We start from the raw sequence: 24,958 nt of genomic DNA on the forward strand, positions 1-24,958 counted from the left end.
GGCATAGCAATATGTCAGGCAAACCCAGGGAACTGAAACATCTAAGTACCTGGAGGAAGAGAAAACAAGTCAGTGATTGCGCCAGTAGTGGCGAGCGAACGCGCAAGAGCCCAAACCCTTCCAGTCAAGGCTGGCGGGGGGTTATAGGACCACGTAATCGAAATACCATGAAGATGAACCGGGTGGGAAACCGGGCCAAAGCGGGTGATAGCCCCGTAATCGTAAAATGGTATGGAGAGGTGGTATCCTGAGTAGGGCGGGGTCGGAGACGCCCCGTTTGAATTTGCCGGCACCATCCGGTAAGGCTAAATACTACTGAGAGACCGATAGTGTACCAGTACTGTGAAGGAAAGGTGAAAAGTACTCCGAACAGGAGGGTGAAATAGAACCTGAAACCGTACGCTTACAAGCGGTGGGAGCTCCGTAATGGAGTGACCGCGTGCCTTTTGCATAATGAGCCTACGAGTTACTGTCACTGGCGAGGTTAAATGACTCAAGTCATGCAGCCGGAGCGAAAGCGAGTCTGAACAGGGCGCACAGTCAGTGGGAGTAGACGCGAAACTTTGTGATCTACCCTTGGCCAGGATGAAGTTAGGGTAACACCTGATGGAGGTCCGAACTAGTAAACGTTGAAAAGTTTTTGGATGAGCTGAGGGTAGGGGTGAAAGGCTAATCAAACTGAGAAATAGCTCGTACTCCCCGAAATGCCTTTAGGGGCAGCGTGAGGGTTAAGTTTAACACAGGTAGAGCTACCAATTGGACTAGGGGGAGTCACATCCTACCAAATCCAGATGAACTCCGAATGGTGTTAAATATACCTTGCAGTGAGGGCATGGGTGCTAAGGTCCGTGTCCGAGAGGGAAAGAACCCAGATCTACAGCTAAGGTCCCAAAATGTACACTAAGTTGAACTAAGGCGGTTCAGTTGCCTAGACAGCCAGGATGTTTGCTTGGAAGCAGCAATTCATTTAAAGAGTGCGTAACAGCTCACTGGTCGAGCGACAGAGCATCGATAATAATCGGGCATCAAGTGTACTACCGAAGCTTAGGATTGCTGACGTAACAGTCAGCACTGGTAGGGGAGCATTCTAACAGCGGGGAAGCAGCCTGGTAATGGGTTGTGGAGCGGTTAGAAAAGCAAATGTAGGCATAAGTAACGATAAGGCGGGTGAGAAACCCGCCCACCGATAGACTAAGGATTCCGCGGCAATGTTAATCAACCGCGGGTAAGTCGGGACCTAAGGCGAAGCCGAGAGGCGTAGTCGATGGACAACCGGTTAATATTCCGGTACTACCGTTATAAGCGAAGTGGAGAAGGAGGAGTGACAGCTCCGCGAACTGACGAAACAGTTCGTTGAAAGGCGTAGGTAGATCTTTTACAGGCAAATCCGTAAAAGATGCTGAAACCCAATAGTACCTGGAGGCTTCGGCCAAAGGGATAGAGAGCGTAAGCAGACTTCCAAGAAAACCCGCTAGCGTTAATTATAATGGTACCCGTACCGCAAACCGACACAGGTAGTCAAGGAGAGAATCCTGAGGTGCTCGAGTGAATCATGGCTAAGGAACTAGGCAAATTAATCCTGTAACTTCGGAAGAAGGGATGCCTCCCCCGAGCAATCGGGGAGGTCGCAGAGAAATGGCCCAGGCGACTGTTTAACAAAAACACATGGCTTTGCGAAATCGAAAGATGAAGTATAAGGCCTGACACCTGCCCGGTGCTGGAAGGTTAAGGGGGGACGTTAGTGGGTAACTGCGAAGCGTTGAACTGAAGCCCCAGTAAACGGCGGCCGTAACTATAACGGTCCTAAGGTAGCGAAATTCCTTGTCGGGTAAGTTCCGACCTGCACGAATGGTGTAACGATCTGGGCACTGTCTCAGCCATGAGCTCGGTGAAATTGTAGTCACGGTGAAGATGCCGTGTACCCGTCACGGGACGGAAAGACCCCATGAACCTTTACTATAGCTTCACATTGACATTGTGTAAATGATGTGTAGGATAGGCGGGAGGCATTGATCCCGGGCCGCTAGGTTCGGGGGAGCCAACGGTGAAATACCGCCCTTCGTTTTCTTGATGTCTAATCCCGCTTAAAGCAGGAGACAGTGTGTGGTGGGTAGTTTGACTGGGGTGGTCGCCTCCGAAAGTGTATCGGAGGCTTTCAAAGGTATGCTCAGTACGCTTGGTAACCGTACGTGGAGTGCAATAGCATAAGCATGCTTGACAGTGAGACCGACGGGTCGAGCTGGATGGAAACATGGATATAGTGATCCGGTGGTTCTGTATGGAAGGGCCATCGCTCAAAGGATAAAAGGTACTCTGGGGATAACAGGCTGATCTCCCCCAAGAGCTCATATCGACGGGGAGGTTTGGCACCTCGATGTCGGCTCGTCACATCCTGGGGCTGGAGAAGGTCCCAAGGGTTAGGCTGTTCGCCTATTAAAGTGGCACGCGAGCTGGGTTCAGAACGTCGTGAGACAGTTCGGTCCCTATCTGTGATGGGCGTAGGAAGTTTGAGAGGATCTGACCTTAGTACGAGAGGACCGGGTTGGACTAACCGCTGGTGTACCAGTTGTGGCGTCAGCTGCACCGCTGGGTAGCTATGTTGGGACGGGATAAGCGCTGAAAGCATCTAAGCGCGAAACCCACCTCGAGATGAGACTTCCATTAAGGGACGTCAGAGATGATGACGTTGATAGGCTGCAGGTGTACAGGCAGGAATGTCAAAGCTGAGCAGTACTAATAACCCGATAACTTCTTTTCGGCACGCCCCTATGTGCCCGAAACCTTTACAACGACAAAACAATCTGTCTACTTGTCTTACCAGTGTGCCAACTGATATTGAGCCGGAAGGGCTCACTAATCTTGGTGATCCTGACGAGCCGTTGGCTGTCAGGACGAGCTAAGTAAAATAGCTCAATCACCAAAGATCTTAAGGTGACTATAGCGGTGGGGATCACCTCTTCCCATTCCGAACAGAGCAGTTAAGCCCACATGCGCTGATGGTACTGGGGTAAAACCCGGGAGAGTAAGTCGTTGCCTATTTTTTATCCCTAAGCCCCGTAACCCTACGGGGCTTTTTTTATGCTCAGATAGATTATCTATTGGATAAAGATAGGTGAGCCTAGCCGACTGAAATTGTGTAGAAATCGGATTCAGCAAAGTACTTTTCTGCCAAACCCTGAAGGCTCTTTGTATTGATCTTTATTATTTCGTTAATAAGTCGCTGGTAGTATTCTGCATCCAGATTGAAGAGTTCGATGGCTTTAATTTTGTCCGCATGTGCAAAGGGTGTACTCATATCGGATTGGAGGCTCCCAATGAAGTGATTTCGGGCGATGTCTATTTCATTTTGTTGCAGGGGCTGTGTACAAATTTTTTCTAATTCTTTTTTGATTTCATTGATGGTTAGCGAACGGTTTTCGCGGTTTACATCGGCACTGATTACGAAATAACTCTCGTGTTTTAGTGGGTGAATGGTGGAGTGGATCCCATAAGTTAACCCCTTCTCTTCACGGATGTTCTTCATCAATCGTGATCCAAAGAAACCGCCAAAAGCATGGTTTAGCAGTAGGAGCCCAGGATAATCTGGATGCGTTCGACCAATTACTTGTTTGCCCATGCGTAAGGATGTTTGGATGCTTCCTTCTTTATCTATATGCTGGTTTCGCTCTGCTGCAGGGGATTTTAAATGTTGCTTTCTATGAATTTTTATTGGTATTAACTGATTGAGTTTATTAGCAATTTGCTGTTTGGTAGCATCAGGGGTTTTTCCGGAAACAAATGCTGAAAAATTTTTGAAGAAGTTATCCCTGAATCCACTAAGCTCATCTTGGTTGAGGTTCTGAACGTCTGTTAATTCAAAATCTTTTCCGTAGGGATGTGTATTTCCGAACAGAATTCTCCTAAAATGACGGGCTGCCAAATAGCTTGTTTTTTCCAGATTGATTTTAAGCCCTTGCACATATTGTTCTTTGGCTTGATGCAATTCGGTTTCGGGGAATGATGACACGGTTAACATGTCAATCAACAAATCAAGAACGGCAGTAATGTTTTTGGAAAGGCCATAAAGATTAATGGAAGTAAAATCCAAGCCAGGGTTAATCTCCAAATGAATACCATAAAAATCAAAGATGCTGGAGATTTGATAGCTGTTTAAGGAAGGTGTTCCTTTAGGAAGAAGGATGGAAGTAAAATGAGATATGCCGGATTTGCTTTCGAACCAACGGCCGGCATTAAAGACAAGTTCTACCTTAACAACTTCCTGGTCGCCACCATTTATAAACAGTACCTTGTTATCTCCGTTAAGGTTTTGGTTTTCTGGTTTTAATAATTTGAAGTTTGTATCCTGAATGAATGCAGGCGGAGATTTCCTATCGAGCATGGTTAGTCAGTCACGGATTTCTTGTCGCGGTCACTGCCCTCAACCTGGAGCAGCAGCGAGAAGCGAAGAGTTTCAGCCAACGGGTGCTCTCTTTTGTTTGTGGGCACGATGTAAGCTACGTCTATACCAAAACGATCTTTTCGGAAGCCTACGCCTAAGGTCATGTATTTTCGGTTGCCTTTTTCCCGTGCTTCTAAAAAATAGCCTGCACGACCTGCAAAGGTTTTATTGTACCAATATTCAACACCTGTGTTAACGATGAACTCTTTCATTTCTTCAGCAAAACCACCGGGAGCATCCGTAAAGGAGCTAAACATGCCTCCTAAAACCGTTTGTCCGTTATCGATTGTGGGTACCATGAGTTTGTTAAAATCCAAAATGAACGAGAAACTGTTGAACATGTCAACCTCTGTAGTGTAGGCGGCACCAAGTCTTAAATTTGTTGGCAGAAAGTCGGTGTTATCATTATCGGTATAGGAAAGTTTTGCCCCTATGTTTGAAATAACTGCGGCCAATGCAAGCGTATTGTTTTTTGTGCCTTTCATGGGTTTGTTGTAGTAAACACCAATATCGGCCGCTGCACTTCTTCCCGGCCGGGCATCAACCGCACCTCCTTGTGCAGTAAACGCACCGGTTAGGTTTGAATGGATATACCTTCCTGTTAAACCAACACTCAGGTTTTCGGTTAACATTCTCGAATATGTTAGGTCGAGTGAGAATTCCCTTGGCCTGAAATCGCCCAGGGGTTCGTTGCCTGTACCGCGAAAACTGATGTCTCCCAAATCAAAGTATTTCATCGAGAGGGCAACAGCTTGTTCGCGTGTTATCTTATAATAACCGGTGAGGTAGGATATCCACATGTCATTAATAATCTTACCAAGCCATGGGGTGTATGAAATCGAACCGCCATAAGTTTGGTCCACAAATACAAGCTTTGCGGGGTTCCAAAACGCTGCGTTCGCATCGGGGGCCGAAGCTGCACCCGCATCGCCAAGGGCTGCGCTGCGCGCATCGGGGCTTATGGTAAGGAATGGAACGGCTGTAGTTATGACTTTATTGGTTGAATCGCGACCTGTGATGGATTGACCAAAGGATAAATTACCAAGTAATATGGCTGCAAGTACGGCAAGGCCTGTTAGCTTCATCTGCTTCTTTTTCAAGGGCTTAAAGATAATCAATTCGATATAATAAGTTTTGTAACCCGCTCATTTTTAGAGCCATCGGCTAAAGAACGCACAATTAACCGGGCTAAGTATAAGCCCGGATTAAGTTTTTTGTTGAAATCATCGCTAAGGACAAGCTCAGGCAATATTACCTCGTAGTTGCTTTGTGGAATGGCAAAGTTTAGCTGCTGAATGGCCTGGCCAGTATAATCGTAAAGAAAGAGGCTTGCTTCCAGATCGTTGCCTGCCTGGTTATGGGTAAACGCAAATTTTGTTGAAGTGTAAACGGGGTTTGGATAGTTGAGGAATGTTTCAACGATCAACTCATTTCCATCCGTAACTAAAAAATCGATTCTTGCCTGGCCAGGGTTGTTATGGGTATCCCACGCCTTTAGTAACACCGAATGTTTACCGGGTTTTAAGCCAAACATTGGGAAGCGTATCTCTCCGTTAGTAAAGTTGTCGAGGTCAGCTTCATAGTAGTCATTTAGTACGAAGGTTTCATTTTCATCCAACACGGCAACAATGCTGTTTCCAATGCCATAGCCAGAAATGTTTATCCCACTATTATCTGATAAGGTAGCCAGTAGCAGGGCTGATGAACCGGTAAGTCCACCGTTTATAAACGATTTGTCGTTTATGTAAAGCGATATTGCCGGTGGTGTTGTGTCGAGACCCGGGTTTGGTTCGCTTGAGCCTACACTAAAATCTTTTGAATAGCCCGATGCATCTGAATGGATGTTGTTATCAAAAGCATAAACACTGAGCTTTCCTTCATCTACAGCGTAAGAAATATTTTTTGGTAAGAGGAACTCGAATTCAAAGGCTCCGTTTATTACGCTTGCCTTTCCGCGAAAAAGCGCATTGAACCATTGCTTGTAATGGAAGGGAGGGTTTTCATTTCCAAGTGTAACAAATGCTGTTTCTTTATCAAATAATGTAGCGTAAAGTGTTCCGTTAAAACTTTCAATACGCTCGTCATCGCTATCCACAATCTCTCCCTTTACAATTACGCTGGAAAGTGCTTTAAGAAGGTTGCTGTTATCAAGCGTTTCGATGGTGTTTACCTTTATGGCGTGTTCAGGAATGGCAAGGTATAATGATGGATCCCCAATTAGTGAAAAGTTTCTGTTGGAGACCCCGAATATGCTGTTGTTTTTTGTGTGCCTGAAAATTTCACCTAATGAAAGATTCTTTCCGTTTTCTTTTAGGAAGAAGGCATCGTAGAAAGCCCGGTTTAATTCAAAATTAGTACCGGCATTTACAGGCCGCGCGGTTGTTACAAGGCCAATGGCCCCACCACCGGGTTGCAGCAGGCAAAGTTCGCCACCCGAAGGAAAAACCGGATCGTCTTGCCGGCCAAATTCGCATGTTGCGGTAACCAACAACGGCAGTCGATCATTTTTTAAGTTTTGGATTTGCACTTCATCAAAAATCCTTTCCTGCGCCCATTGGCGTTCGCTGCCATGACCGGTATAGTTAATAATCAAAGCACCATCGGCAAAAGTTTTGTCTATTTCCCTTTTTGCTTCAGGTGAAATTTGCCCACCGGCCCCGGGTATTTGCGGGAAGGCATCCAGGTAAATTTTCTTTACATCAAAGTATGCATGATTAAGGTCAATAGTACGCGCCATCTGGTCGGCCTGGCTTTGATGGAGGTTGGGGGCAATCAGGTCGCCATCATCGGCAACAAAAACTATATTTTTTCTCCACCGGTTAAAAAGTTTCGAATCGGTATCGTAGCGGATTATTTTATCAACAACATTTCTTGCCTCATTCAGGGTTTTAACAGGGATTCTCCCTACACCAATGTCCATGGTATGTTGGTCGGCCGGGTTTTCACGCCATTCGCCTTCATGGTTTTCAAGAAAGCCAAAGAAATCATCGGATGAGTACGTTAGCAATGGATGTAAGGAATTAACCGATTGATAAGTAGGAACAAAATTTTTATTATCTACGAGAATGTCTTTGTAATCATACGAGCCTTTACCAAACAACAATAACCACTTTAGTTTACCGGGATTTTTGTCATACACATGCTTTACAAAATCGCGGATGGCTGTTACGTCCTGCTTACCGCCTGAGAATTCATTATAAACTTCTGCTGTTGTAGCGATGGTCACATCCAGGTTACTGTGGTTTTCACGGTGCGCTTTCAACCGCATGGCTTCTGTTCTAAAATCAGGATGTACGATGATCACCAAATCAACTGCCGGTACACCGCGCAAATTTTGGTTGGGTATGTTACCAATTAGTTTTGGGGCCGGGGCGTTGGGTTGAAAAACAATAAATTCTTTTAATGCAGTTGTTGCAGTAGAGAAGGTGGTGGTTGAATTGTTAAAACCTGATGCCTGTAGTTTTGCTTCCATGGGATTGGTGATGTCCCACACAACTACTTGTGCAGTAGTTTGACCGATTTCGAATTTTGAAACAGGCTGTAGCACACTGGCAGCCGAGCGGAATTGGGTTTGCGTACCATACAACCTGAGGTGCTGGCGGGCCTGGATCAAACAATAGTCAAGGTAACCAACGGCACTACCTGCAGCAGGCCTGTTATACTGGTATCGAAGTTCCTGCGTGGTGCGGCCTACCGCCCCTGCCAGAATGCTTGTGGTAAAAAAAGTGTCAGCGGCTACCTGTCCTTTCACTCCATATTGGGCATTTGGAATTTGAGCAAGGATTTGTTGTCCTATTTGTACACCATTTAGTGAAACCGTAAAAGAAGTACCTGAAAGGGATTGCGCCATTACCCGCGAAACAATTTTAATAGAAGAATTTTCGGCAACGTGGCTAAGGTTAAAGCGAATGGTTTGATCGGTTGTTAATTCAAAACGTTCACCAAACCATTCCCGGCCTGATTTCAGGATATTGAACCGGTCGACTTCATAGTATTGATACGTATCAAATGTGTTGATAACCGGAAGTTCTCCGGCAAGGTTATCCGCTGTTGAAATTCTTTTGCCGGGTGTGTTGCCAACGGTTATGAAATAGAAATTTTCAGTTTCATATCGGTTTTTTTCATACCGGAATATTTGTCGTGTTGCGTCAAACGATACTTTATCGGCTCCTTGTGCGTAAAACAAAATGTAATCTTGCGTATGGAACACCCCATCGGCTTCTCCATGTACAAAAATTGCACACTCTGCTAAATCAACTGGTCGTGGGTCGCTGTTTCGTTGTGGCAACATGCCTGCGCCCTGCGAATAAATTTTAATATTGCGCGGATCAGTTTGATTTGTATTAAAGCCCATTCTTCTGAACAGCGCCTGATCGATCTTGTAGACACCATCTTTATCAACGGCCAGTTTGTACCAGGTACCGGTAGCCAATACAGAGTTTTGTGCTGAACTGTCGTGCCAAAGGGCAACACCCATCAATAAAATGGAGAAGACAAAACTATTACACCAGGCTATGGTAGGGGTTTTCTGCACGAATCCGGAAAATTTATCTTCTTATTTTGATAACAACTGTACGCCTAACGACAAAGCGATATATAAAATTATAATCACTGGCAATGCTGTCGCCTGCCAGAAGGCCAGTACTAATACCGATAGCATAAGGAAGGTAAACCTGGTTTTGTTCTCCTGCCAGGTGAAATTTTTGAATTTGAGGGCAAATAATTCAATCGGTGAAACCAGCAACCACGATGAAAGCACAACGATTGTTGAAAGTATCCACGGGTTTCTAAGCCACTCTAATACAAGGGGTGCTTGTAGTGGAAGGGCAGTTAACAGAAGAGCGTTGGCAGGTGTTGGTAAGCCACGAAACGAATCTTTTTGTTTATCGTCAATGTTAAAAATGGCCAGGCGTAAAGCGGAAAAGATTACTATGGAAAAGGATAAGAGTGGCAGGTACCCACCTGCATCTGCACCCCATAGCTTATAGATAACGATGGCCGGCAGTAATCCAAAACTTACAACATCGGCCAGCGAATCAAGTTCTTTGCCGATCGGTGAACTCACTTTCAGGCTTCGGGCGGTGAACCCATCAAAAAAATCGAATATGCATGCGGCCCAAACAAAATAAGCTGCCGGTATTGGCCGGTTTTCCAGGGCAAAAACAATCCCTACGCTTCCACAAAACAGGTTACAACAGGTTAGAAAATTGGGAAGGTGTCGGATCATGGTTATAGTGTTAATGCACAAAACGGATTGGTTCTTTTCTCGAAGCCAATGGTAGTGCTCGGTCCATGGCCGCAATATACGGTAACATCATCGGGCAGGGTAAAAAAATTATTATGAATGCTGGCAATCAGGGTTTCGTAGTCGCCCCCGGGTAAATCTGTTCGGCCAATGCTGTTTTGAAAAAGCACATCGCCCCCGATCAATGATTTTGAGTATTTGTCATACAACGCTATATGGCCCGGGCTATGCCCTGGAACAAAAAGCACCTGAAGCGATTGTTGCCCAAAAGCAAGATTATTTTTTTCGTCAATAAAACCATCCGGTGTTGAGTCCTGGTATTGATAGAATCCATAATTGGGGGCATATGTTTTAACAGCCCGTAACATCGCCTCCTCGGCAGGGTGGATGTATAACTTAACGTTGAAATGTTGCTTTACAAAAGCATTGCCCAGCACATGATCAATATGGCAGTGTGTGTTAATAAGCCTGGTAACGGTTAATTGGTTTGCCCGAATGAAGTTGACCAATGCTTCCTCTTCCTGCTTTTCAAAACATCCCGGATCGACTATCACGCATTCTTTTGTTTGATCATAGAGTACATAAGTGTTCTCCTGGAATGGATTGAATTCAAAACTTTTAATTTGCAGCATATTCAAAAAAGTTGCCGGTAAAATTAACCCGGATTTTATTGAGTTAATACAATTTGTACCCATGGCTTTGAAAAAGGCAGATTATATTATTGTAGGGCAAGGCCTGGCCGGGTCGTGCCTTGCGTTGCAATTGCTTTTTCGAAAGAAGCGTGTGCTGGTGATTGACCGCGTAAAGGAGCATTCAGCCACACGCGTGGCAGCCGGCTTGTTTAACCCCATAACCGGACGACAAATGGTGAAGACCTGGTTGGCCGATGAACTGTTCCCGTATCTCCACACATTTTACCCGAAGGCAGAGAATTTTCTGGCTTCAAAATTCTTTTTCCCGATGCCTTTGTATCGGCCTTTTATTTCGGTTGAAGAACAAAATGAATGGATGGGCCGAAGTGCCGATTCAACATACAGTTCATATTTTCAACAGCTTTATGTCACTTCGCAACTGGGGCACCAGGTTAAGAACCCATATGGTGGACTTTTGCTAAAGCAATGCGGCTATGTGGATACATCAGCATTTACAAATGCTTTAAGGGATTATTTACGCCATACCGATTCGCTTCTGGATGAAGACTTTGCTGCTATTGATTTGAAGTTGGAGCACGATGCTGTTGTCTATAAGGATTGGCAGGCGAGCCGGGTTATCTTCTGTACGGGCGATAGTACTTCAAACACTCCTTATTTCTCCTGGCTACCCATTAAGCCATTAAAGGGAGAAACGTTGACCCTGGCTACCGATGAGCAGGTGGATATGATTTACAACCGGGGTGTTTATGTAGTGCCTACTCTTTGGAAAGCAGGCGCTACCTACAATATCCATGACGTAACACCCGGTACCACCGAAGCAGGGAGGATTGAATTGATGGTGAAACTCCGCGACCTGATCGTGTTTCCATATACCATCACCAACCAGCATTGGGGTTTTCGGCCAACCACGCCCGACCGCAGGCCTATCCTGGGGCCGCACCCCGTGTATAGCCAAATTGTAATTTTTAATGGTCTGGGAACTAAAGGAGTGAGCCTGGCACCTTATTTTTCGGACGAATTGACCTGCTGGATGGAAAATGGCCAGCCCATAAACCAATCGGTGTCGGTTAGTCGTTATAAATCATTATATTCGAAATCTGCTTAAGCAATGATGTTTTCTGTGAGATCTGTGAGAGTTGTATCCCTGCTGGTCCTGTTTGTTTTTATTGCCGCTGCCGGTGTAGAGGCACAACAAGCCCGTGAGGTTTTTGGTAAAAACAGGCAACAGTTTCGGACATTTGACTGGCAGTACCTGAGCGGTGAAAATTTCGATGTGTACTACTACGACAACAGGCGTGCCATTGCCAACGAAGCACTACAGTTTCTTGAACTGGAGTTTGATCGGATGACTGACCTGATTGGCTACCCGCCTTACTTCAAAACAAAAATTTTTCTGTACAACTCCCTCAGCGATTTACGCCAGAGCAATGTAGGGCTTAATAAAACGTATTATAACATTGGTGGTGAAACAGACTTTGTAAAACCGTACGTAGAGGTTGCACACATGGGCACGGCACAGGAATTAAAGAGCGAATTGCTGTTTAAGATCAGTGAACTGCTGTTGAATGAAATGATGTATGGCGGAAACCTGAAAGATATTTTTCAGAGCGCTTTGCTTATGAATTTACCTGAGTGGTTCGTAAACGGGGCAGCGTTGTATGTGGCGCACGGATGGACAGCCGAAATGGATGACTACATCCGCCAGGTAATAAAAACACGAAATGTAAAAAAGATAAGCCGGTTTAATGGCCCGGAAGCCGCTTATATCGGTCAATCGGTATGGAATTTTATTGTTGAACGATACGGCAAAAGCAGTATTTCGAACATACTGAATTATACGCGTGTTACCCGCAATGAGGAAAAAAGCATTTTGATTACCTTGGGCGTGAGCTACAACCAATTGGTTAACGAATGGTACCAGTACTACAACCAAATGAGCGAGACCGTTAACAAATCTTATGTCCGCCCGGCCGATTCCCTTAAGTTTTCACGTAACCATAACGTAACTACCGAATTTACAACCATTAAAATAAGCCCCGATGGCCGCTACCTTGCCTATGCCGAAAATGATCGCGGACGGTATGTAGTTAAAGTGCAGGAACTGGCGAGTAGAAAAGAAACGGTTGTTTTGTCGGGCGGTACACGGGTTATTGGGCAGCGGGTCGATTATCGCCTTCCCATCATCAGTTGGTCGGATGCGAACACCTTAGGGGTTGTTGGCGTAAAGCGGGGTGAGTATACTTTTTGGCTTTACGACCTGACCACAAAAACCAAATTGCCACGCGAGTTAGATCGGTTTAGTAATGTGCGCAGTTTTACGTTTTCATCCAACGGAAGGTTGGTTGTACTAAGTGGCGATTTTGAGGGACAAAGTGATTTGTTTTTATTGAGTACGCGAAGAGACCGGGTACGCAGGTTAACCAACGATGCGTACGATGACCTTGACCCTTCATTTATCCCCGGTACCAACCGTGTTGTGTTCAGTTCAAACCGAGTGTCCGATACCCTGTCAACAGGTGAAAAGAAATCGTTGGGCGACCTTACCAACAACTATAATTTGTTTGTATTTGACCTGGACACCACCAACCTTGTTGTTTCGCGCATTACCAATACATTAAGCAAGGACTACGCACCGAAGGCACTCAACGACAATGTATTCTTTTACCTCAGTGACCAACGCGGCATAATAAACCTCTTTAAATACGACCGTTCTACCGGTATCTATACACAGGTTTCAAATTTCTCCTCCAGCATCCGTGAGTACGATTTTAATTTTGACCAAAGTACCATTGCCTTAACGCTTCGCAATGGTATGAAGGATGACATTTACCTGAGCAAAGACTACAACCTTAACAGAAGTGTTTTTACACCCGCCACGCGCAGGCGCGAATTGCAACAGGTTAAAGTGCTGCAGGAGCGGAGAAAGCAAGAGGAAGAAAGGAAAATGAGCATTAAAGATTTAATTAATGCACGTTTAAAAGAAGCCCAGGGAAAAACCGACTCTACATCAGTAAAGAATGATTCAATACCTACATCCATCCCTCAATTAAAATCCGATACAGCCCGCATAACTGTTCGGAATGACTCGGTGCCTACCAAAAAGCCCACTGTAATCAATACCGATAATTATGTATTTGAAGATGAAGTGGTTCGCCAGGCCCAGCCAAGCGAAACATTTTTAAACCGCTACATGCGTGCCCGCGAAAAGAGTCGCATCATGGGGCCCTTCCCATACGAATCGAAATTCAGTGCTGACAATATTGTTACATCTTTTGTCATCGATCCGCTGCGCGGTTTGGGTTTTTCATTGGAAACCCAAATGAACGACATGCTGGAGAACTATCGTTTTTATGGCGGGCTTATGTCTTCCATTGATTTACGCAATGCCGACTTTTTTGCCGAGTTTCAATACCTGCCATCCTTTATCGATTTCAGTGCCCGGTTTGATCGAAAGGCCATTCGCTGGGAACCTTACCGCGATGCCAATATTTATCATTACTCGCTGCAAAAAATAGAAGTTGGCGCGGCCATACCCATTACCGATCGGTTGCGGCTGGCGGTAAAACCGTTCGGGGCATTAACCCGATCGGTTAACCAGGGGCTTTCATCTTTCCCGATCAATCCGCCTTCGGCCATCCCTGTTAACCATTATTATGCAGGTGTACGTTCCGAATTGGTGTACGACAACTCAGTTACCAGTGGCCTTAACATTATTGAAGGCACACGGGGCAAACTAATTTTCAATCATTACCAGGGCATTGATCAATCCGAAAACAGTTTCAGCCAGGTTTCACTTGACATTCGCCATTACCAAAAAATTTACAGGGGCATTGTGTTAGCCGTGCGTGGTTTTGGGGGCTCGTTCTTTGGTCGCTCGCCCAAACAATATTTATTGGGCGGTATGGACAACTGGGCATTCAATCGGATATCCAACCGCGGCCGGGATAGCGAAGGAAATGAAAATGTGGTGGGTACACGATCGGAAAACCAGGATATTTTATTTGCGGAGTTTGCTACCAACCTGCGTGGGTTCCGTTATGCAACCCTGTTTGGTAACAACGTAGTGCTGATGAATGCTGAATTCCGTGTTCCCCTGGCACGTGCTTTAAGCAGTTCACCTATTTCATCGAACTTTTTCCGCAACATGCAGTTTATCGCCTTTTATGATATCGGTACGAGTTGGTCAGGACCGCCACCGTTTAATTCAGGCACCAGCGTACGGATTGACCGCATCAAGAACGGGCCTTTTGAAATCGACATTAAAAACTTTTTAAACCCTTGGTTGTATAGTTATGGTGCCGGCATGCGCACGGTCATGTTCGGGTACTACATGAAATTCGACCTGGCCTGGCCGGTGGAGAATTACCAGGCCGGTAAGCCTCAATTCATTTTTACCCTTGGGTTTGATTTCTGATACTTTTTAAAGTTCCCGTTCGCTTGGTTTGCAGATTCACTTACCTTTGCCTCCTGCATAATCCTATTTCTTTATGATAAAATCCATGACAGGCTTTGGCCAGGTAACCGTTGATGTCGGCCAGTTGAAGATCAGCGCTGAAGTAAAAAGCCTGAACTCGAAGTTTCTTGACCTGAGCCTGCGGTTGCCCAAAACTTTATCCGATAAAGAATTGGAATTACGAAACCTGGTAAGCGAAAAACTTGAACGGGGCAAAGTTACGCTTGCCGTTGAAGTAGAGCGTGCCAATACGGTTGAAGTAAAACAAACCTACAACGAGGCTCTTTTTACTGCGTACTATACGGGCTTGAAAAAACTGGCCGATAAAGTTGTGGCGCCATACGAAGGGTTATTTGAATTGGCATTAAATGCACCTGACGTTATCCAGAATAAGTTAAATGAAGGTGAAAATGAAAGTGAATGGGTGGCAATAAAGAAGGCAATAACCGATGCGTTGAACCAGTGCGATGGTTTTCGTAAAGATGAGGGAAAAGTATTGGAGCAGAAAATGAAAGCTTATTGTGATTCGATAGCAAAAGCATTACAACAAGTAATTGCATTGGATGCCGGAAGGATAGAAAAGGTAAGACAAAAATTGAAGGGCAACGTGGTTTCGTTTTTTGGTGAACAGGGTTATGATGTAAACCGGTTAGAACAGGAGATCATTTATTATATTGAGAAGTTTGACATCCATGAAGAACGGGTTCGTCTTCAGGCCCATCTTGACTACTTTTTACAAGCCTTGCATGAATCACAATCGAACGGAAAGAAACTCGGTTTTATTGCGCAGGAAATCGGGAGGGAGATCAACACGATTGGTTCCAAGGCCAACGATGCCACAATGCAAAAGCACGTTGTAGCCATGAAGGAAGAACTGGAGAAAATCAAAGAACAACTTGGGAATGTTCTATAACTTCCTATGCTCCAAAACCTGCTTATTAATGCATGTGGGCACTTCACCCGATTGGTAAAATGAAATAATATTCTCAGCTGCAATTCGTGCCATACCGTTGCGGGCCTCAACAGTAGCCGAGCCAATGTGTGGCAACACAGCAACATTTGGCATTTCAAGTAAAGTATTATCCGGCTTCATCGGTTCGGGATTTGTTACATCCAATCCCGCACCCCATATCAGCCCTTGGTTAAGCGCCTCAATCAGGTCTGCTTCGTTGTGAACGCCACCCCGCGAAGTATTGATAAAGACCGAAGAAGGTTTCATTTGCCTGAATACTTCTATATTGAACAGCCCACGCGTTTCATCACTCAAAATACTGTGTACAGAAAGCACATCGCTTTCGCGGATCAGTTCTTTAAAGCTTACGTACTTTGCACTGTACAATCGTTCAGCTTCCGGGTTTCTTGAACGATTGTGATAGATGATGTCCATATCAAAAGCACCTTTGCAGCGTTTGGCCAATACCATACCAATGCGGCCCATGCCGAAAATGCCCAGTGTTTTTCCGCTTAATTGAAAGCCCAGGTTTTTTAAAGGTTCGAATTGCTTCCACTCACCCCGAATAATGGTTTTGTGGTTGTAAAACATTTTGCGCGACACGGCCAGCATCAATCCAAACGCTACATCAGCCGTAGCTTCGCTTAGCACATCGGGTGTATTGCTTACCGGTATGCCAGCTTCGGTAGCGGCCTTAACATCAATGTTATCATAACCTACGGCAAACTGCGCGACAATATCCAGGTGGGGGCATTGGCTGAAGAAGTGCTTGTCTAGTTTATCGGCACCTAAGGACAACAATGCATTTACTTGTTGTGCGCGCACAATCAATTCTTGTTGTGTCATTGGGCCATCGCCTTGCCATTCTACTACTTCAAGCCCGGCATTGGTCAGCATCGTTTTGGCGATGGGAGGGATAATGCGGGTAATCTGTACTTTTTTTGGTATCATGGTAGCGTTCGTTCCAGTTTTGTCATCAAAGATACTTTATCAAGTGGACTTGTTGGGAGGGAGGTTATATAGACGGAAGTACATTCAGAAGATTTTCGCATATCTACCTTTATTAGAAAGATTGCGGGAGTGGACATGTTGCGGTTTTATGTTCATTTTTACACGTGCGTCCACCATCAAAACTCTCCAGCGTTATCCTATACTCGGTTATTTCGGCTGCGTTTATCGGACCGGGCACCATTACCACAGCCATTACTGCGGGTGCGACCCATCAGTTGCAGTTGTTGTGGGCAGTAGCGCTGGGTACGTTGGGTTGTTTGGTATTACAGGAAACATCAGCACGGGTTGTGATCAGCAGTGGATTGAATCTCGGCCAGGCCTCTCAAAAATGTTTTGGTAACACATGGGGCAAAGCGTTGATGGTGCTGGTTGGTGTAACGGTTATGTTAGGCTGTGCGGCCTATGAGGCAGGGAATATTCTGGGCGCAGTTTCCGGACTAAACCTGCTTAGTGCAGTAAATACAAAAGCGCTTACGATATTAATTGTAGTGTGTGCCTTCGTTGTACTGTGGACCAACAAGCGTCAGGTAATTTCGTGGTTGATGACAATACTGGTGGGATTGATGGGCTTTGCATTTTTCGTGCTCGCCTTGCAACAACCTTTTTCAGTTGTTGATGTGCTCAAGTACGCGGTTGCGCCAACGTTTCCTTCCGGTAGTGCGTTGCTCATACTGGGGTTGGTGGGCACCACTATTGTTCCATACAATATTTTTTTAGGATCGGGCATCAGTAAAGGGAAAACCATTCCGCTGATGCGCATTGGGTTAACGGTTTCGGTACTGATGGGTGGAATGATAACTGCAGCCATTCTTATTGCCGGTGCGTCCGTACAGGCGTTTTCATCTTTTCCAGAACTGGCGGAATCACTTCGTGAAAAACTTGGCCCGATAGGTTCACTTGCCTTGGGTGTTGGATTGTTTGCTGCCGGATTGTCTTCCTCCATCACCGCACCGTATGCATCCGCTATTATCGCGTCAACCATTTTTGGTTGGGAAGATCAGCGCAGGTTGCGTTGGGTGTGGGGAATAGTATTGCTGGTTGGTTTTTCATTCGGAATTAGTGGTGTAAAACCGATACCGGTGATACTCACCGTACAGGCATTGAACGGATTGATTCTACCATTACTGGTGGCGCTGTTGGTATTCCTGATCAACTCCAAAGTGCTCATCGCTGAAAATTACCGGCAAGGCTGGATGGCAAATATAGTTCTGTTATTTATTTTCGGAAGTGTAATGCTCATAGGCTTGAACCAGGTAGAAAAGACACTGATCGCTGCAGGTTGGTTTGAGACTACTCACATCGGGGTGTTGGCAGTACTTAGCATCGTGTTAATTGCGTTAGTCGGATTTTGGGCTATTAGCAGAAGAGATCAGGCCTGATCCATTCCTGGATTGAATTCCATAATAGTTAAACACCAGTCCTAACTTTACTATCATGAAGAACATTGTGAATTTGATTGTCATTTTTCTTTTTACTGTTGGCTGCTTCATACTAGCCTACATAACCTATACTGATCTTCAAGAAGCTTATGTTACAGAAACCAACATGACAGAAACCAAGGGTATTTTGAGCGCTTTTACTAAAATGGGAACCCTGGGTGAAGAACGGACGAATAGGGTTGAGCTTACTAATTTTAGTGTTGATCAGAAAACATGGGAGCCCCTTGTGAATAGCATGGAAGTTCAGGATGTAAATGAAAATGGAGAGCTTCAAACTTTTTTTGAAGTTATCGAGAATGATGACACAATCCGGTATACCACGAACGGCTATTATAAAGTAGAGCGATTTGGTTTTGAGTTTCAGGGGTATATAAGTGACTATGCTGAGAAGCTAAAGCCGGGTGATTCTGTTATTATTTATTCCAATAAATACGGTCAGCCGGTAAGAATTAAGAAAGATGATGTTTTTGTACTTGATAATCTTCATGTTGAGCAGCGTACCCAAAAAGTCCTTCCTTTTTTCCTGTTAGCGACAGGCATATTGTCGCTATGGGGTACATATCGTTATGCAAAAAGTTCATTCAAAAAAAATAGATGAAAATTTGAAAAGAAATTATCCGAGTTTCGCCACCATACTAATGTACCGCTCAGGCACTTCGCCTTTGGTAGCCGTTTGGTAATCGTTGTAGCTGCACGGGGCAATGCTGTTGCGCGCGTAGCGTTCAATGCCGCCAGGGTAGGGCACTTCCATCCACCAGCGTTCGCTTAATTTACTTTTATAAAAAGTAATGGTTTCATTTTCCACCGGCATGGCCACTACATATTTTAAAAAGTCGTTACTGCGGAAGTTTTGCTCTTTCTTGCGGTGGTAGTAGCCTTCAATAAAGTACCATACCATGGTGGCTACTACACTGGCTGTTTTTTTGTGTACATCATCAAAGTCGGGATTGTATTCATAAAAGCCAACCGAGCTTAACTTTTCATTTTGTCCGGCATACCAGCAAATCTGGCAGGCCTCTTCTCCGGATAGTCCGAAGGGTTGGGCGTTGGCATTGCCGGGGGCATCAGCCGATTTAATAGCGGTGATGTCGAACGAAAGCATATCGGCATTGCGGATAACGGGCTCCATTTCCTGCAGGTTGGTGCGCATTTGCCCGATGCGGAATGCTTCGAAGTAGAGTTTTTCCAGCACAGCCACCGAAGAGGCATCAATCAGGTAGCTTTGGTAAGCCAGGTGTGTATAACTGAACAGATAGTTTGGCTCGTGTAACAAAATTTTATGAATATGCTGGCGATGCGGGGGGGTATCGCGACTGTCTTCCAGGTCAAGAAACGCATCAACATTTAATAAGCTGATGAGTTTTTCCATGGTTTCATAAGCTGAATACTGACCATAGTCGAGATCGTGCGAACCACCCAGGATAACAGGGAGTACGTTGTTCTCCAACAGGATGCGGCACACCTCACTGATGCGCGTGTAGGTTTCCTGTAAATCGTGCCCCGGGTTTAAATTGCCCAGGTCAACAATGCGGTATTTACCGTTTCCTTTTTTTAAGGCGTAAAGTTTTTTCCGGATTTCATCCGCTGCCTTTGCGGTGCCGGCATTGTTTCCCGCCCCACGGTTTTCATTTACCCCCAGCAGGGCAATGTGTGCATCTTTGTAGTCGGGCATTTTATCGCTGAAGACACGGATGCTTTTGTAAAATGAGGAGGCCGAGTTAATAGTTGAATAAATGGATTCGTCAAGCGGGGAGAAGAAGATGGTTAAATCCATAGCGATTAAAAATATTGGTGAAGATAGCCAGAAATAAAAAAGGAGAGAAACTTTGTTCTCTCCTTGGATTTAGGATGTTTTTATAGTTACCCGCCAAAGTCATCAAACCTGATATTCTCTTTTGGTGTACCCATCTCATCAAGCATTTTTAATACCGCTGCGTTCATGAGTGGCGGGCCACACAAATAGAACTCAATATCTTCGGGCGATTCGTGGTGCTTCAGGTAGTTATCGTACAAACACTGGTGAATGAACCCAATGTAACCATCGCCATCTTTGTCGTCCAGGCTTTTCTTTACTTTCCAATTATCCTCAGGCAATGGTTCGGACAAACCAATGTTAAATTGGAAGTTCGGAAACTCTTGTTCAATCTTGCGGAAGTGCTCTACATAAAAAAGTTCTTTTTTAGAACGGCCACCATACCAATAGGAAACCTTACGGTTTGTTTTTTCGGTGTGGAACAGGTGGAAAATCTGGGCGCGAAGAGGGGCCATACCGGCACCACCGCCAATGTAAATCATCTCGCGCTGGGTAGGGTTGATATGGAACTCACCATAAGGACCGGATATGGTTACTTTATCGCCAGGCTTGCGGGAAAACACATACGATGAACAAATACCCGGATTAACATCCATCCATTTATTGTTGGCGCGATCCCACGGTGGTGTAGCGATACGGATGTTCAGCATCACAATATTTCCTTCAGCCGGGTGGTTGGCCATGGAGTATGCCCGGAAGATGGGCTCATCATTTTTCATTTTAAGATCCCACAGCTTGAACTTGTCCCAATCGCTCTGAAATACATCGGGCTTATGGCCAAGCTCAGGATGCGGGGTAATGTCCATGGTTTTGAAGTCAACATGAACAGGGGGAACATCAATCTGAATATATCCACCGGCTTCAAAGTTCAGTGTTTCACCAGGAGGCAACTTCACTACAAACTCTTTAATAAAGGTAGAGACATTATAATTGGACACCACCTCACACTCCCACTTCTTGATGCCGAAAATCTCTTCGGGTATGCGAATGCGCATATCCTGCTTTACTTTTACCTGGCAGCTCAGGCGAACATGGTCGGCTTTTTCTTTACGGCTAAGGTGGCCTAGCTCGGTTGGCAACACATCGCCACCGCCATCTTCAACCACGCACTTGCACATGGCACAGGTTCCGCCACCGCCACAGGCAGAGGGGATAAATATTTTCTGGTTGGCCAGGGTGGTTAGCAGGGATGAGCCAGCTGATACTGTTACCGGGTTAGCCTCATCGCCATTGATAACGAGTTTAACCGGGCCCGACTGCACCAGTTTTGTCTGCGCAAACAGTAACAGGGCAACTAATAGAAGAATAATGAATGTAAAGGCTAGAATTGACGTTGCAATGACCATTGAAAATCAGGTTTTATGGGTCACAAATATATTGCTCCCAAAGTTGAAACTGTATATAAAAACACAGTTTTTTCCCGATGGTTATGGCCCTGTTTAATGCCGGGAACGTTTTTTACGCAGCCGTGTATTCTAACACTTCACTTTTCTCAGCCTTTGCAATAAACCTTGCTTCTGGCGACAGTATAATGCCTACCTTTTCCAAGGCAGCCCATTGGGCCAGTTTAGTGAGTTTTACGGTGCCGAGCATATAATGCTGGCCGCTGGCCGCATAGCCCGACTGGAATTCGTCAAAATCCTGAATGGAAATGGCCGTGCCGTGTGGAAACCGCACAAATGCCTCAATAGAGGTTTCGTTGGAAAACGCCAGGCTCGTTTGCTGGTAAAGTTTTTTATACTCATACCGGTAGTCGTACGTCAACGCTGAAATGTCTGAGAGTACTGCTGATCCGGTTGGGTAGCTGCCGGCACCTTTACCGATAAAAAGCTGCTTTTCTGAAAATGCCCCCTGCACCGTAACAGCATTGAATTCGTTGCGTACCGAACTCAGCGGGTGATTTGCATCAACGAATTGCGGGGCCACCAACCCAAATACCTCGTTGCCCGATTTGATGGCGCGTGCCACCAGTTTTATGCCATATCCTTTTTCACGGGCAAATTTCAGGTCCAGGTCGCTGATGCTATCAATACCGATGTTAATGATGTTTTCGGGTTTTACAAACACACCAAAAGCATGGGTAATGGCAATGGCCAGTTTAAATTTAGGATCGAATCCCTTTACATCCAGGCTTGGATCGCTTTCGGCAAAGCCAAGTTCCTGGGCTTGTCGTAAGGCATCAGTATAATTTTTCCGTTCTTCAAAAACTTTGGTAAGGATGTAGTTGGTTGAGCCGTTGAAAATACCTTCGATGCCCGAAATCAAATCATTGTCGTAATACTCTTCGAGGTTGCGCAGTATGGGTATGCTTCCGCATACTGCACCTTCATACAATACTGATTTATCATACTGTTGCTGCAGTTGAAAAATTTCTTGCAGGTTTTCAGCCAGCATTTTTTTGTTGGCGGTTACAACATGCTTGCCATTTTGCAGCGCTTTCTTTACAATGCTGAAGGCTGCGGAGGCATCATCAATCAGTTCAACCACTACATCAATTTCAGCATCGTTAAGAATGTCATCAGCTTGAAAGGTGAATAGTTCTTCAGGCAGTGGTCGTTTTTTGTTCCTGTCTTTTACACATATCTTTTTTATTTCTGCTTTTATGCCTTTGGTTTCGTGCAATACATGGTGCAGGCCTTGCCCCACACAGCCAAACCCGAAAAGGCCTAACTTTAAACTCTTTTTCATACTGATTAATTAAAGACTTCTACGGTTTCTCTTTTTTTTATTTTTTCAAATGCTTGTTTGATATCAGCTATTAAATCTTCTGCCTCTTCAATGCCACACGACAAACGAATGAGCGAATCAACAACACCCGACTGCAATCTTTTTTCGCGTGGAATGGATTTGTGCGTCATCTGTGCCGGATGGCAAATCAGGCTCTTTACACCACCCAGGCTTTCGGCCAGCTTGAAATATTGCGTAGCGGTTACCAAGGCAATGGCTGCTTCTTCGGTATCGTCTTTCAGCGAAAAAGAAATCACTCCACCAAACAAACCGTTTTGTTGCTGACGGGCCACTTCATGGTTTTTATGGACCGATAACCCCGGATAGTAAACCTTGTCGACTTCTTCGCACGACTGCAAAAATTCGGCAACGCGAAGCGCTGTTTTGCATTGGCGTTCAACCCGCAGGGTTATCGTTTCAATGCCGCGAATGGTTAGCCAACAATCCTGCGGCCCTAAAATGCCACCAGAAGCATTTTGGATAAACTTTATTTGTTCGGCAAGTTCCGGTGTGCCCACTACCACAAGCCCTGCCACCAGGTCGGAGTGCCCGCCCAAGTATTTTGTGCCGCTATGGATAACAATATCCGCACCCAGCTTTAACGGTTGTTGTGCAACCGGTGATGCAAAGGTGTTGTCCACCACTACCAGTGCACCCTGAGCATGGGCAATGCCTGCGATTTTTTTTATGTCGGAAATTTTCAGGGTTGGATTAGTGGGCGACTCAAGCCACACCAGTTTTGTTTTTTCATTGATGTAGTTGTGTACGTTTTCGGCATCGGTTGTATCCACATAGTGGATGGTGATACCGAACTTCTCGTAAATGTGTGTGAACAACCTGTAGGCACCGCCATAAATATCATCCACCGCTACAATCTCATCACCGGTTTTAAGGGTTTTCAACACCGCATCAATAGCTGCAAGACCGGTAGCAAATGCGTAGGCAGCATAACCATCTTCAAGCTTAGCCACAATGTTTTCAAGCGCATGACGGGTAGGATTGTTTGACCGCCCGTAATCATAGCCTTTGTTAACGCCCGGGGCTTGCTGAACATACGTTGCTGTTTGATAAATAGGAACGGAGATGGAGCCTGTTAATTCATCAACAGGAACCGAATGGATGAGGCTTGTAGTTTTCTGACACATTTTTCTCGAGGTTAAGGGGTAAGGTTAACAATACACTTTTTGTTGTTTTTGGTTAAAGAATTTTTTTAGTCCGTGGTTCAGTTGTTCAAATTCAATCAAAAACCCGTCATGACCGTGCCCGGATTGAAGGATCAGGAGTGAACTTTTTAAAATATTATCCGCCAGTAATTTCTGCTCGGCAACCGGAAACAATACATCGCCCTCCACACCTACCACCAGCGTTTTAGCACAAATACTTTGCAACGCAAGGGACAGATTTTTTCTTCCGCGTGCTACATGGTGGCTATCCATGGCTTTGCTTAAGATCCAATAGGTAAACGCATTGAACCGTTGCGCGAGTTTATCTCCCTGGTATTGCTGGTAGGTGGCCGCGCGAAAATTATCGGTGGTTTCAAATTGTTTCTCTGCCTGTGCTTCGTTGTAACTTTCGTAATTCCTGTACGACAGCATGGCTATGGCACGGGCAGCTTTTAGCCCTTCAATGCCTGCCCGTTCGTTGCTTTCTTTCCATGTAGGATCAGCAGCAATGGCCATGCGTTGTGCTTCGTTGAACGCGATGCCCCAGGGCGAGTGAAACGCGTTGCAGGCAATCGGTACAATGTTTTCAAATACTTCATTCTGCTGAATAGCCCACTCCAATACGTGCTGGCCGCCTAGCGAACCGCCAATCAACGTGTGTATCTTTTCGAACCCCAGTGACTGGCGGAGCAAATCGTAGGCACGTACAATATCACGATTGGTCAGGATGGGGAAAGTGTGATAAAATGGTTTTCCTGTTTTTGGGTTTACCGAGAGGGGCCCGGTCGATCCGTAGCATCCACCCAATGTATTGGCGGAAATAATCAGGTAGTACTGCGGATCTAATACCGAACCGGGCTCAAATAATTTTCCCCACCAGGCCGTAACATCAGCGTTTCCGGTAAGCGCATGACACACCCACACAACATTTGACCGATTGGCATTAAGCTTGCCAAGCACGGTATACCGAAGTTGGAAGCCTGGAAGAAATTCTCCCGACTCCAATTCGAATGGCTTGTTGTAATGAAAGGTGTGTGTGTGCTTCTCCATAACTATTGATGTAT

General features: G+C 45.3%; 16 protein-coding genes and 2 rRNA genes (1 of these 18 cut by a window edge). 7 read left to right on the top strand and 11 right to left on the bottom strand.

Going from position 1 to position 24,958, the window contains the following annotated elements; genetic code table 11:
- Both KIT51_03245 and rrf read left to right on the top strand, forming a co-directional pair.
- A 23S ribosomal RNA gene (locus KIT51_03245) occupies positions 1-2,757 on the top strand (it extends 150 nt beyond the left edge of the window).
- Between the two features lie 170 nt (positions 2,758-2,927).
- Positions 2,928-3,039, top strand: a 5S ribosomal RNA gene (gene rrf, locus KIT51_03250).
- Between the two features lie 79 nt (positions 3,040-3,118).
- On the opposite strand, the gene KIT51_03255 is transcribed toward rrf, so the two are convergent.
- Genes KIT51_03255 through KIT51_03275 form a run of 5 tightly spaced genes read right to left on the bottom strand, consistent with a single transcriptional unit; the run spans position 3,119 to position 10,315 of the window.
- A complete protein-coding gene (locus tag KIT51_03255) occupies positions 3,119-4,378 on the bottom strand; it encodes an insulinase family protein (protein UYN87304.1) in 1,260 nt (419 codons plus the stop codon).
- Positions 4,379-4,380: 2 nt separating this feature from the next.
- A complete protein-coding gene (porV, locus tag KIT51_03260) occupies positions 4,381-5,523 on the bottom strand; it encodes a type IX secretion system outer membrane channel protein PorV (protein ID UYN88484.1) in 1,143 nt (380 codons plus the stop codon).
- A gap of 29 nt (positions 5,524-5,552) precedes the next feature.
- The gene (gene porU / locus KIT51_03265; GenBank protein UYN87305.1) at positions 5,553-8,972 is read right to left on the bottom strand and encodes a type IX secretion system sortase PorU; all 3,420 of its coding nucleotides are present in this window, start codon (positions 8,970-8,972) and stop codon (positions 5,553-5,555) included.
- A gap of 21 nt (positions 8,973-8,993) precedes the next feature.
- Complete coding sequence (pssA, locus tag KIT51_03270) at positions 8,994-9,665, bottom strand: CDP-diacylglycerol--serine O-phosphatidyltransferase (GenBank protein UYN87306.1); 672 nt, start codon at positions 9,663-9,665, stop codon at positions 8,994-8,996.
- A 2-nt stretch (positions 9,666-9,667) separates the two neighbouring features.
- Entirely contained in the window at positions 9,668-10,315 is a 648-nt protein-coding gene (locus tag KIT51_03275) for an MBL fold metallo-hydrolase (GenBank protein UYN87307.1), read from the bottom strand.
- Between the two features lie 61 nt (positions 10,316-10,376).
- Here KIT51_03275 and KIT51_03280 point away from each other — a divergent pair, with 61 nt between their 5' ends.
- The 3 genes from KIT51_03280 to KIT51_03290 all read left to right on the top strand — a co-directional run bounded on the left by KIT51_03280 (position 10,377) and on the right by KIT51_03290 (position 15,702).
- Entirely contained in the window at positions 10,377-11,441 is a 1,065-nt protein-coding gene (locus tag KIT51_03280) for an FAD-binding oxidoreductase (protein ID UYN87308.1), read from the top strand.
- Positions 11,442-11,456: 15 nt separating this feature from the next.
- Complete coding sequence (locus tag KIT51_03285; protein ID UYN87309.1) at positions 11,457-14,750, top strand: translocation protein TolB; 3,294 nt, start codon at positions 11,457-11,459, stop codon at positions 14,748-14,750.
- Positions 14,751-14,823: 73 nt separating this feature from the next.
- Positions 14,824-15,702, top strand: a complete 879-nt coding sequence (locus KIT51_03290; GenBank protein ID UYN87310.1) for a YicC family protein — start codon at positions 14,824-14,826, stop codon at positions 15,700-15,702.
- On the opposite strand, the gene KIT51_03295 is transcribed toward KIT51_03290, so the two are convergent.
- Positions 15,697-16,692 carry a D-glycerate dehydrogenase gene (locus tag KIT51_03295; protein UYN87311.1) on the bottom strand — a complete coding sequence of 332 codons (996 nt, stop codon included), beginning with the start codon at positions 16,690-16,692 and terminating at the stop codon, positions 15,697-15,699. The genes KIT51_03290 and KIT51_03295 overlap by 6 nt on opposite strands.
- Positions 16,693-16,856: 164 nt before the next feature.
- On the opposite strand from KIT51_03295, the gene KIT51_03300 reads away from it, so the two are divergent.
- Both KIT51_03300 and KIT51_03305 read left to right on the top strand, forming a co-directional pair.
- Positions 16,857-18,131, top strand: a complete 1,275-nt coding sequence (locus tag KIT51_03300) for a divalent metal cation transporter (protein UYN87312.1) — start codon at positions 16,857-16,859, stop codon at positions 18,129-18,131.
- A gap of 55 nt (positions 18,132-18,186) precedes the next feature.
- Positions 18,187-18,789 (top strand): hypothetical protein, encoded by a 603-nt coding sequence (locus KIT51_03305; protein ID UYN87313.1) that lies wholly within the window; start codon positions 18,187-18,189, stop codon positions 18,787-18,789.
- A gap of 15 nt (positions 18,790-18,804) precedes the next feature.
- Here the strand turns inward: KIT51_03305 and KIT51_03310 are convergent, their stop codons facing one another.
- From KIT51_03310 to metX, 5 genes are all read right to left on the bottom strand, one after another.
- Positions 18,805-19,965, bottom strand: coding sequence for a formimidoylglutamase (locus KIT51_03310; protein UYN87314.1), 1,161 nt, complete (start codon positions 19,963-19,965; stop codon positions 18,805-18,807).
- Positions 19,966-20,051: 86 nt separating this feature from the next.
- Positions 20,052-21,350: an NADH:ubiquinone reductase (Na(+)-transporting) subunit F gene (gene nqrF / locus KIT51_03315; GenBank protein UYN87315.1), complete on the bottom strand. Its 1,299-nt coding sequence runs from the start codon at positions 21,348-21,350 to the stop codon at positions 20,052-20,054.
- 112 nt (positions 21,351-21,462) lie between these two features.
- A complete protein-coding gene (locus KIT51_03320) occupies positions 21,463-22,692 on the bottom strand; it encodes a homoserine dehydrogenase (protein ID UYN87316.1) in 1,230 nt (409 codons plus the stop codon).
- A 5-nt stretch (positions 22,693-22,697) separates the two neighbouring features.
- Positions 22,698-23,876 carry a PLP-dependent transferase gene (locus tag KIT51_03325; protein UYN87317.1) on the bottom strand — a complete coding sequence of 393 codons (1,179 nt, stop codon included), beginning with the start codon at positions 23,874-23,876 and terminating at the stop codon, positions 22,698-22,700.
- Between the two features lie 24 nt (positions 23,877-23,900).
- Positions 23,901-24,944 (bottom strand): homoserine O-acetyltransferase, encoded by a 1,044-nt coding sequence (gene metX, locus KIT51_03330; protein UYN87318.1) that lies wholly within the window; start codon positions 24,942-24,944, stop codon positions 23,901-23,903.
- Positions 24,945-24,958 lie beyond the last annotated feature (14 nt).

The organism is Cyclobacteriaceae bacterium (assembly GCA_025808415.1).
In the GTDB taxonomy this organism is placed as follows: domain Bacteria; phylum Bacteroidota; class Bacteroidia; order Cytophagales; family Cyclobacteriaceae; genus UBA2336.

Bases quoted from the DNA above. Each gene is read 5' to 3' on its own strand.
- metX (UYN87318.1), bottom strand. From the start codon at position 24,944: ATGGAGAAGCACACACACACCTTTCATTACAACAAGCCATTCGAATTG.
- KIT51_03255 (UYN87304.1), bottom strand. From the start codon at position 4,378: ATGCTCGATAGGAAATCTCCGCCTGCATTCATTCAGGATACAAACTTC.
- KIT51_03295 (UYN87311.1), bottom strand. From the start codon at position 16,692: ATGATACCAAAAAAAGTACAGATTACCCGCATTATCCCTCCCATCGCC.
- KIT51_03275 (UYN87307.1), bottom strand. From the start codon at position 10,315: ATGCTGCAAATTAAAAGTTTTGAATTCAATCCATTCCAGGAGAACACT.
- pssA (UYN87306.1), bottom strand. From the start codon at position 9,665: ATGATCCGACACCTTCCCAATTTTCTAACCTGTTGTAACCTGTTTTGT.
- KIT51_03325 (UYN87317.1), bottom strand. From the start codon at position 23,876: ATGTGTCAGAAAACTACAAGCCTCATCCATTCGGTTCCTGTTGATGAA.
- KIT51_03280 (UYN87308.1), top strand. From the start codon at position 10,377: ATGGCTTTGAAAAAGGCAGATTATATTATTGTAGGGCAAGGCCTGGCC.
- nqrF (UYN87315.1), bottom strand. From the start codon at position 21,350: ATGGTCATTGCAACGTCAATTCTAGCCTTTACATTCATTATTCTTCTA.
- KIT51_03320 (UYN87316.1), bottom strand. From the start codon at position 22,692: ATGAAAAAGAGTTTAAAGTTAGGCCTTTTCGGGTTTGGCTGTGTGGGG.
- porV (UYN88484.1), bottom strand. From the start codon at position 5,523: ATGAAGCTAACAGGCCTTGCCGTACTTGCAGCCATATTACTTGGTAAT.
- KIT51_03290 (UYN87310.1), top strand. From the start codon at position 14,824: ATGATAAAATCCATGACAGGCTTTGGCCAGGTAACCGTTGATGTCGGC.
- KIT51_03305 (UYN87313.1), top strand. From the start codon at position 18,187: ATGAAGAACATTGTGAATTTGATTGTCATTTTTCTTTTTACTGTTGGC.
- KIT51_03310 (UYN87314.1), bottom strand. From the start codon at position 19,965: ATGGATTTAACCATCTTCTTCTCCCCGCTTGACGAATCCATTTATTCA.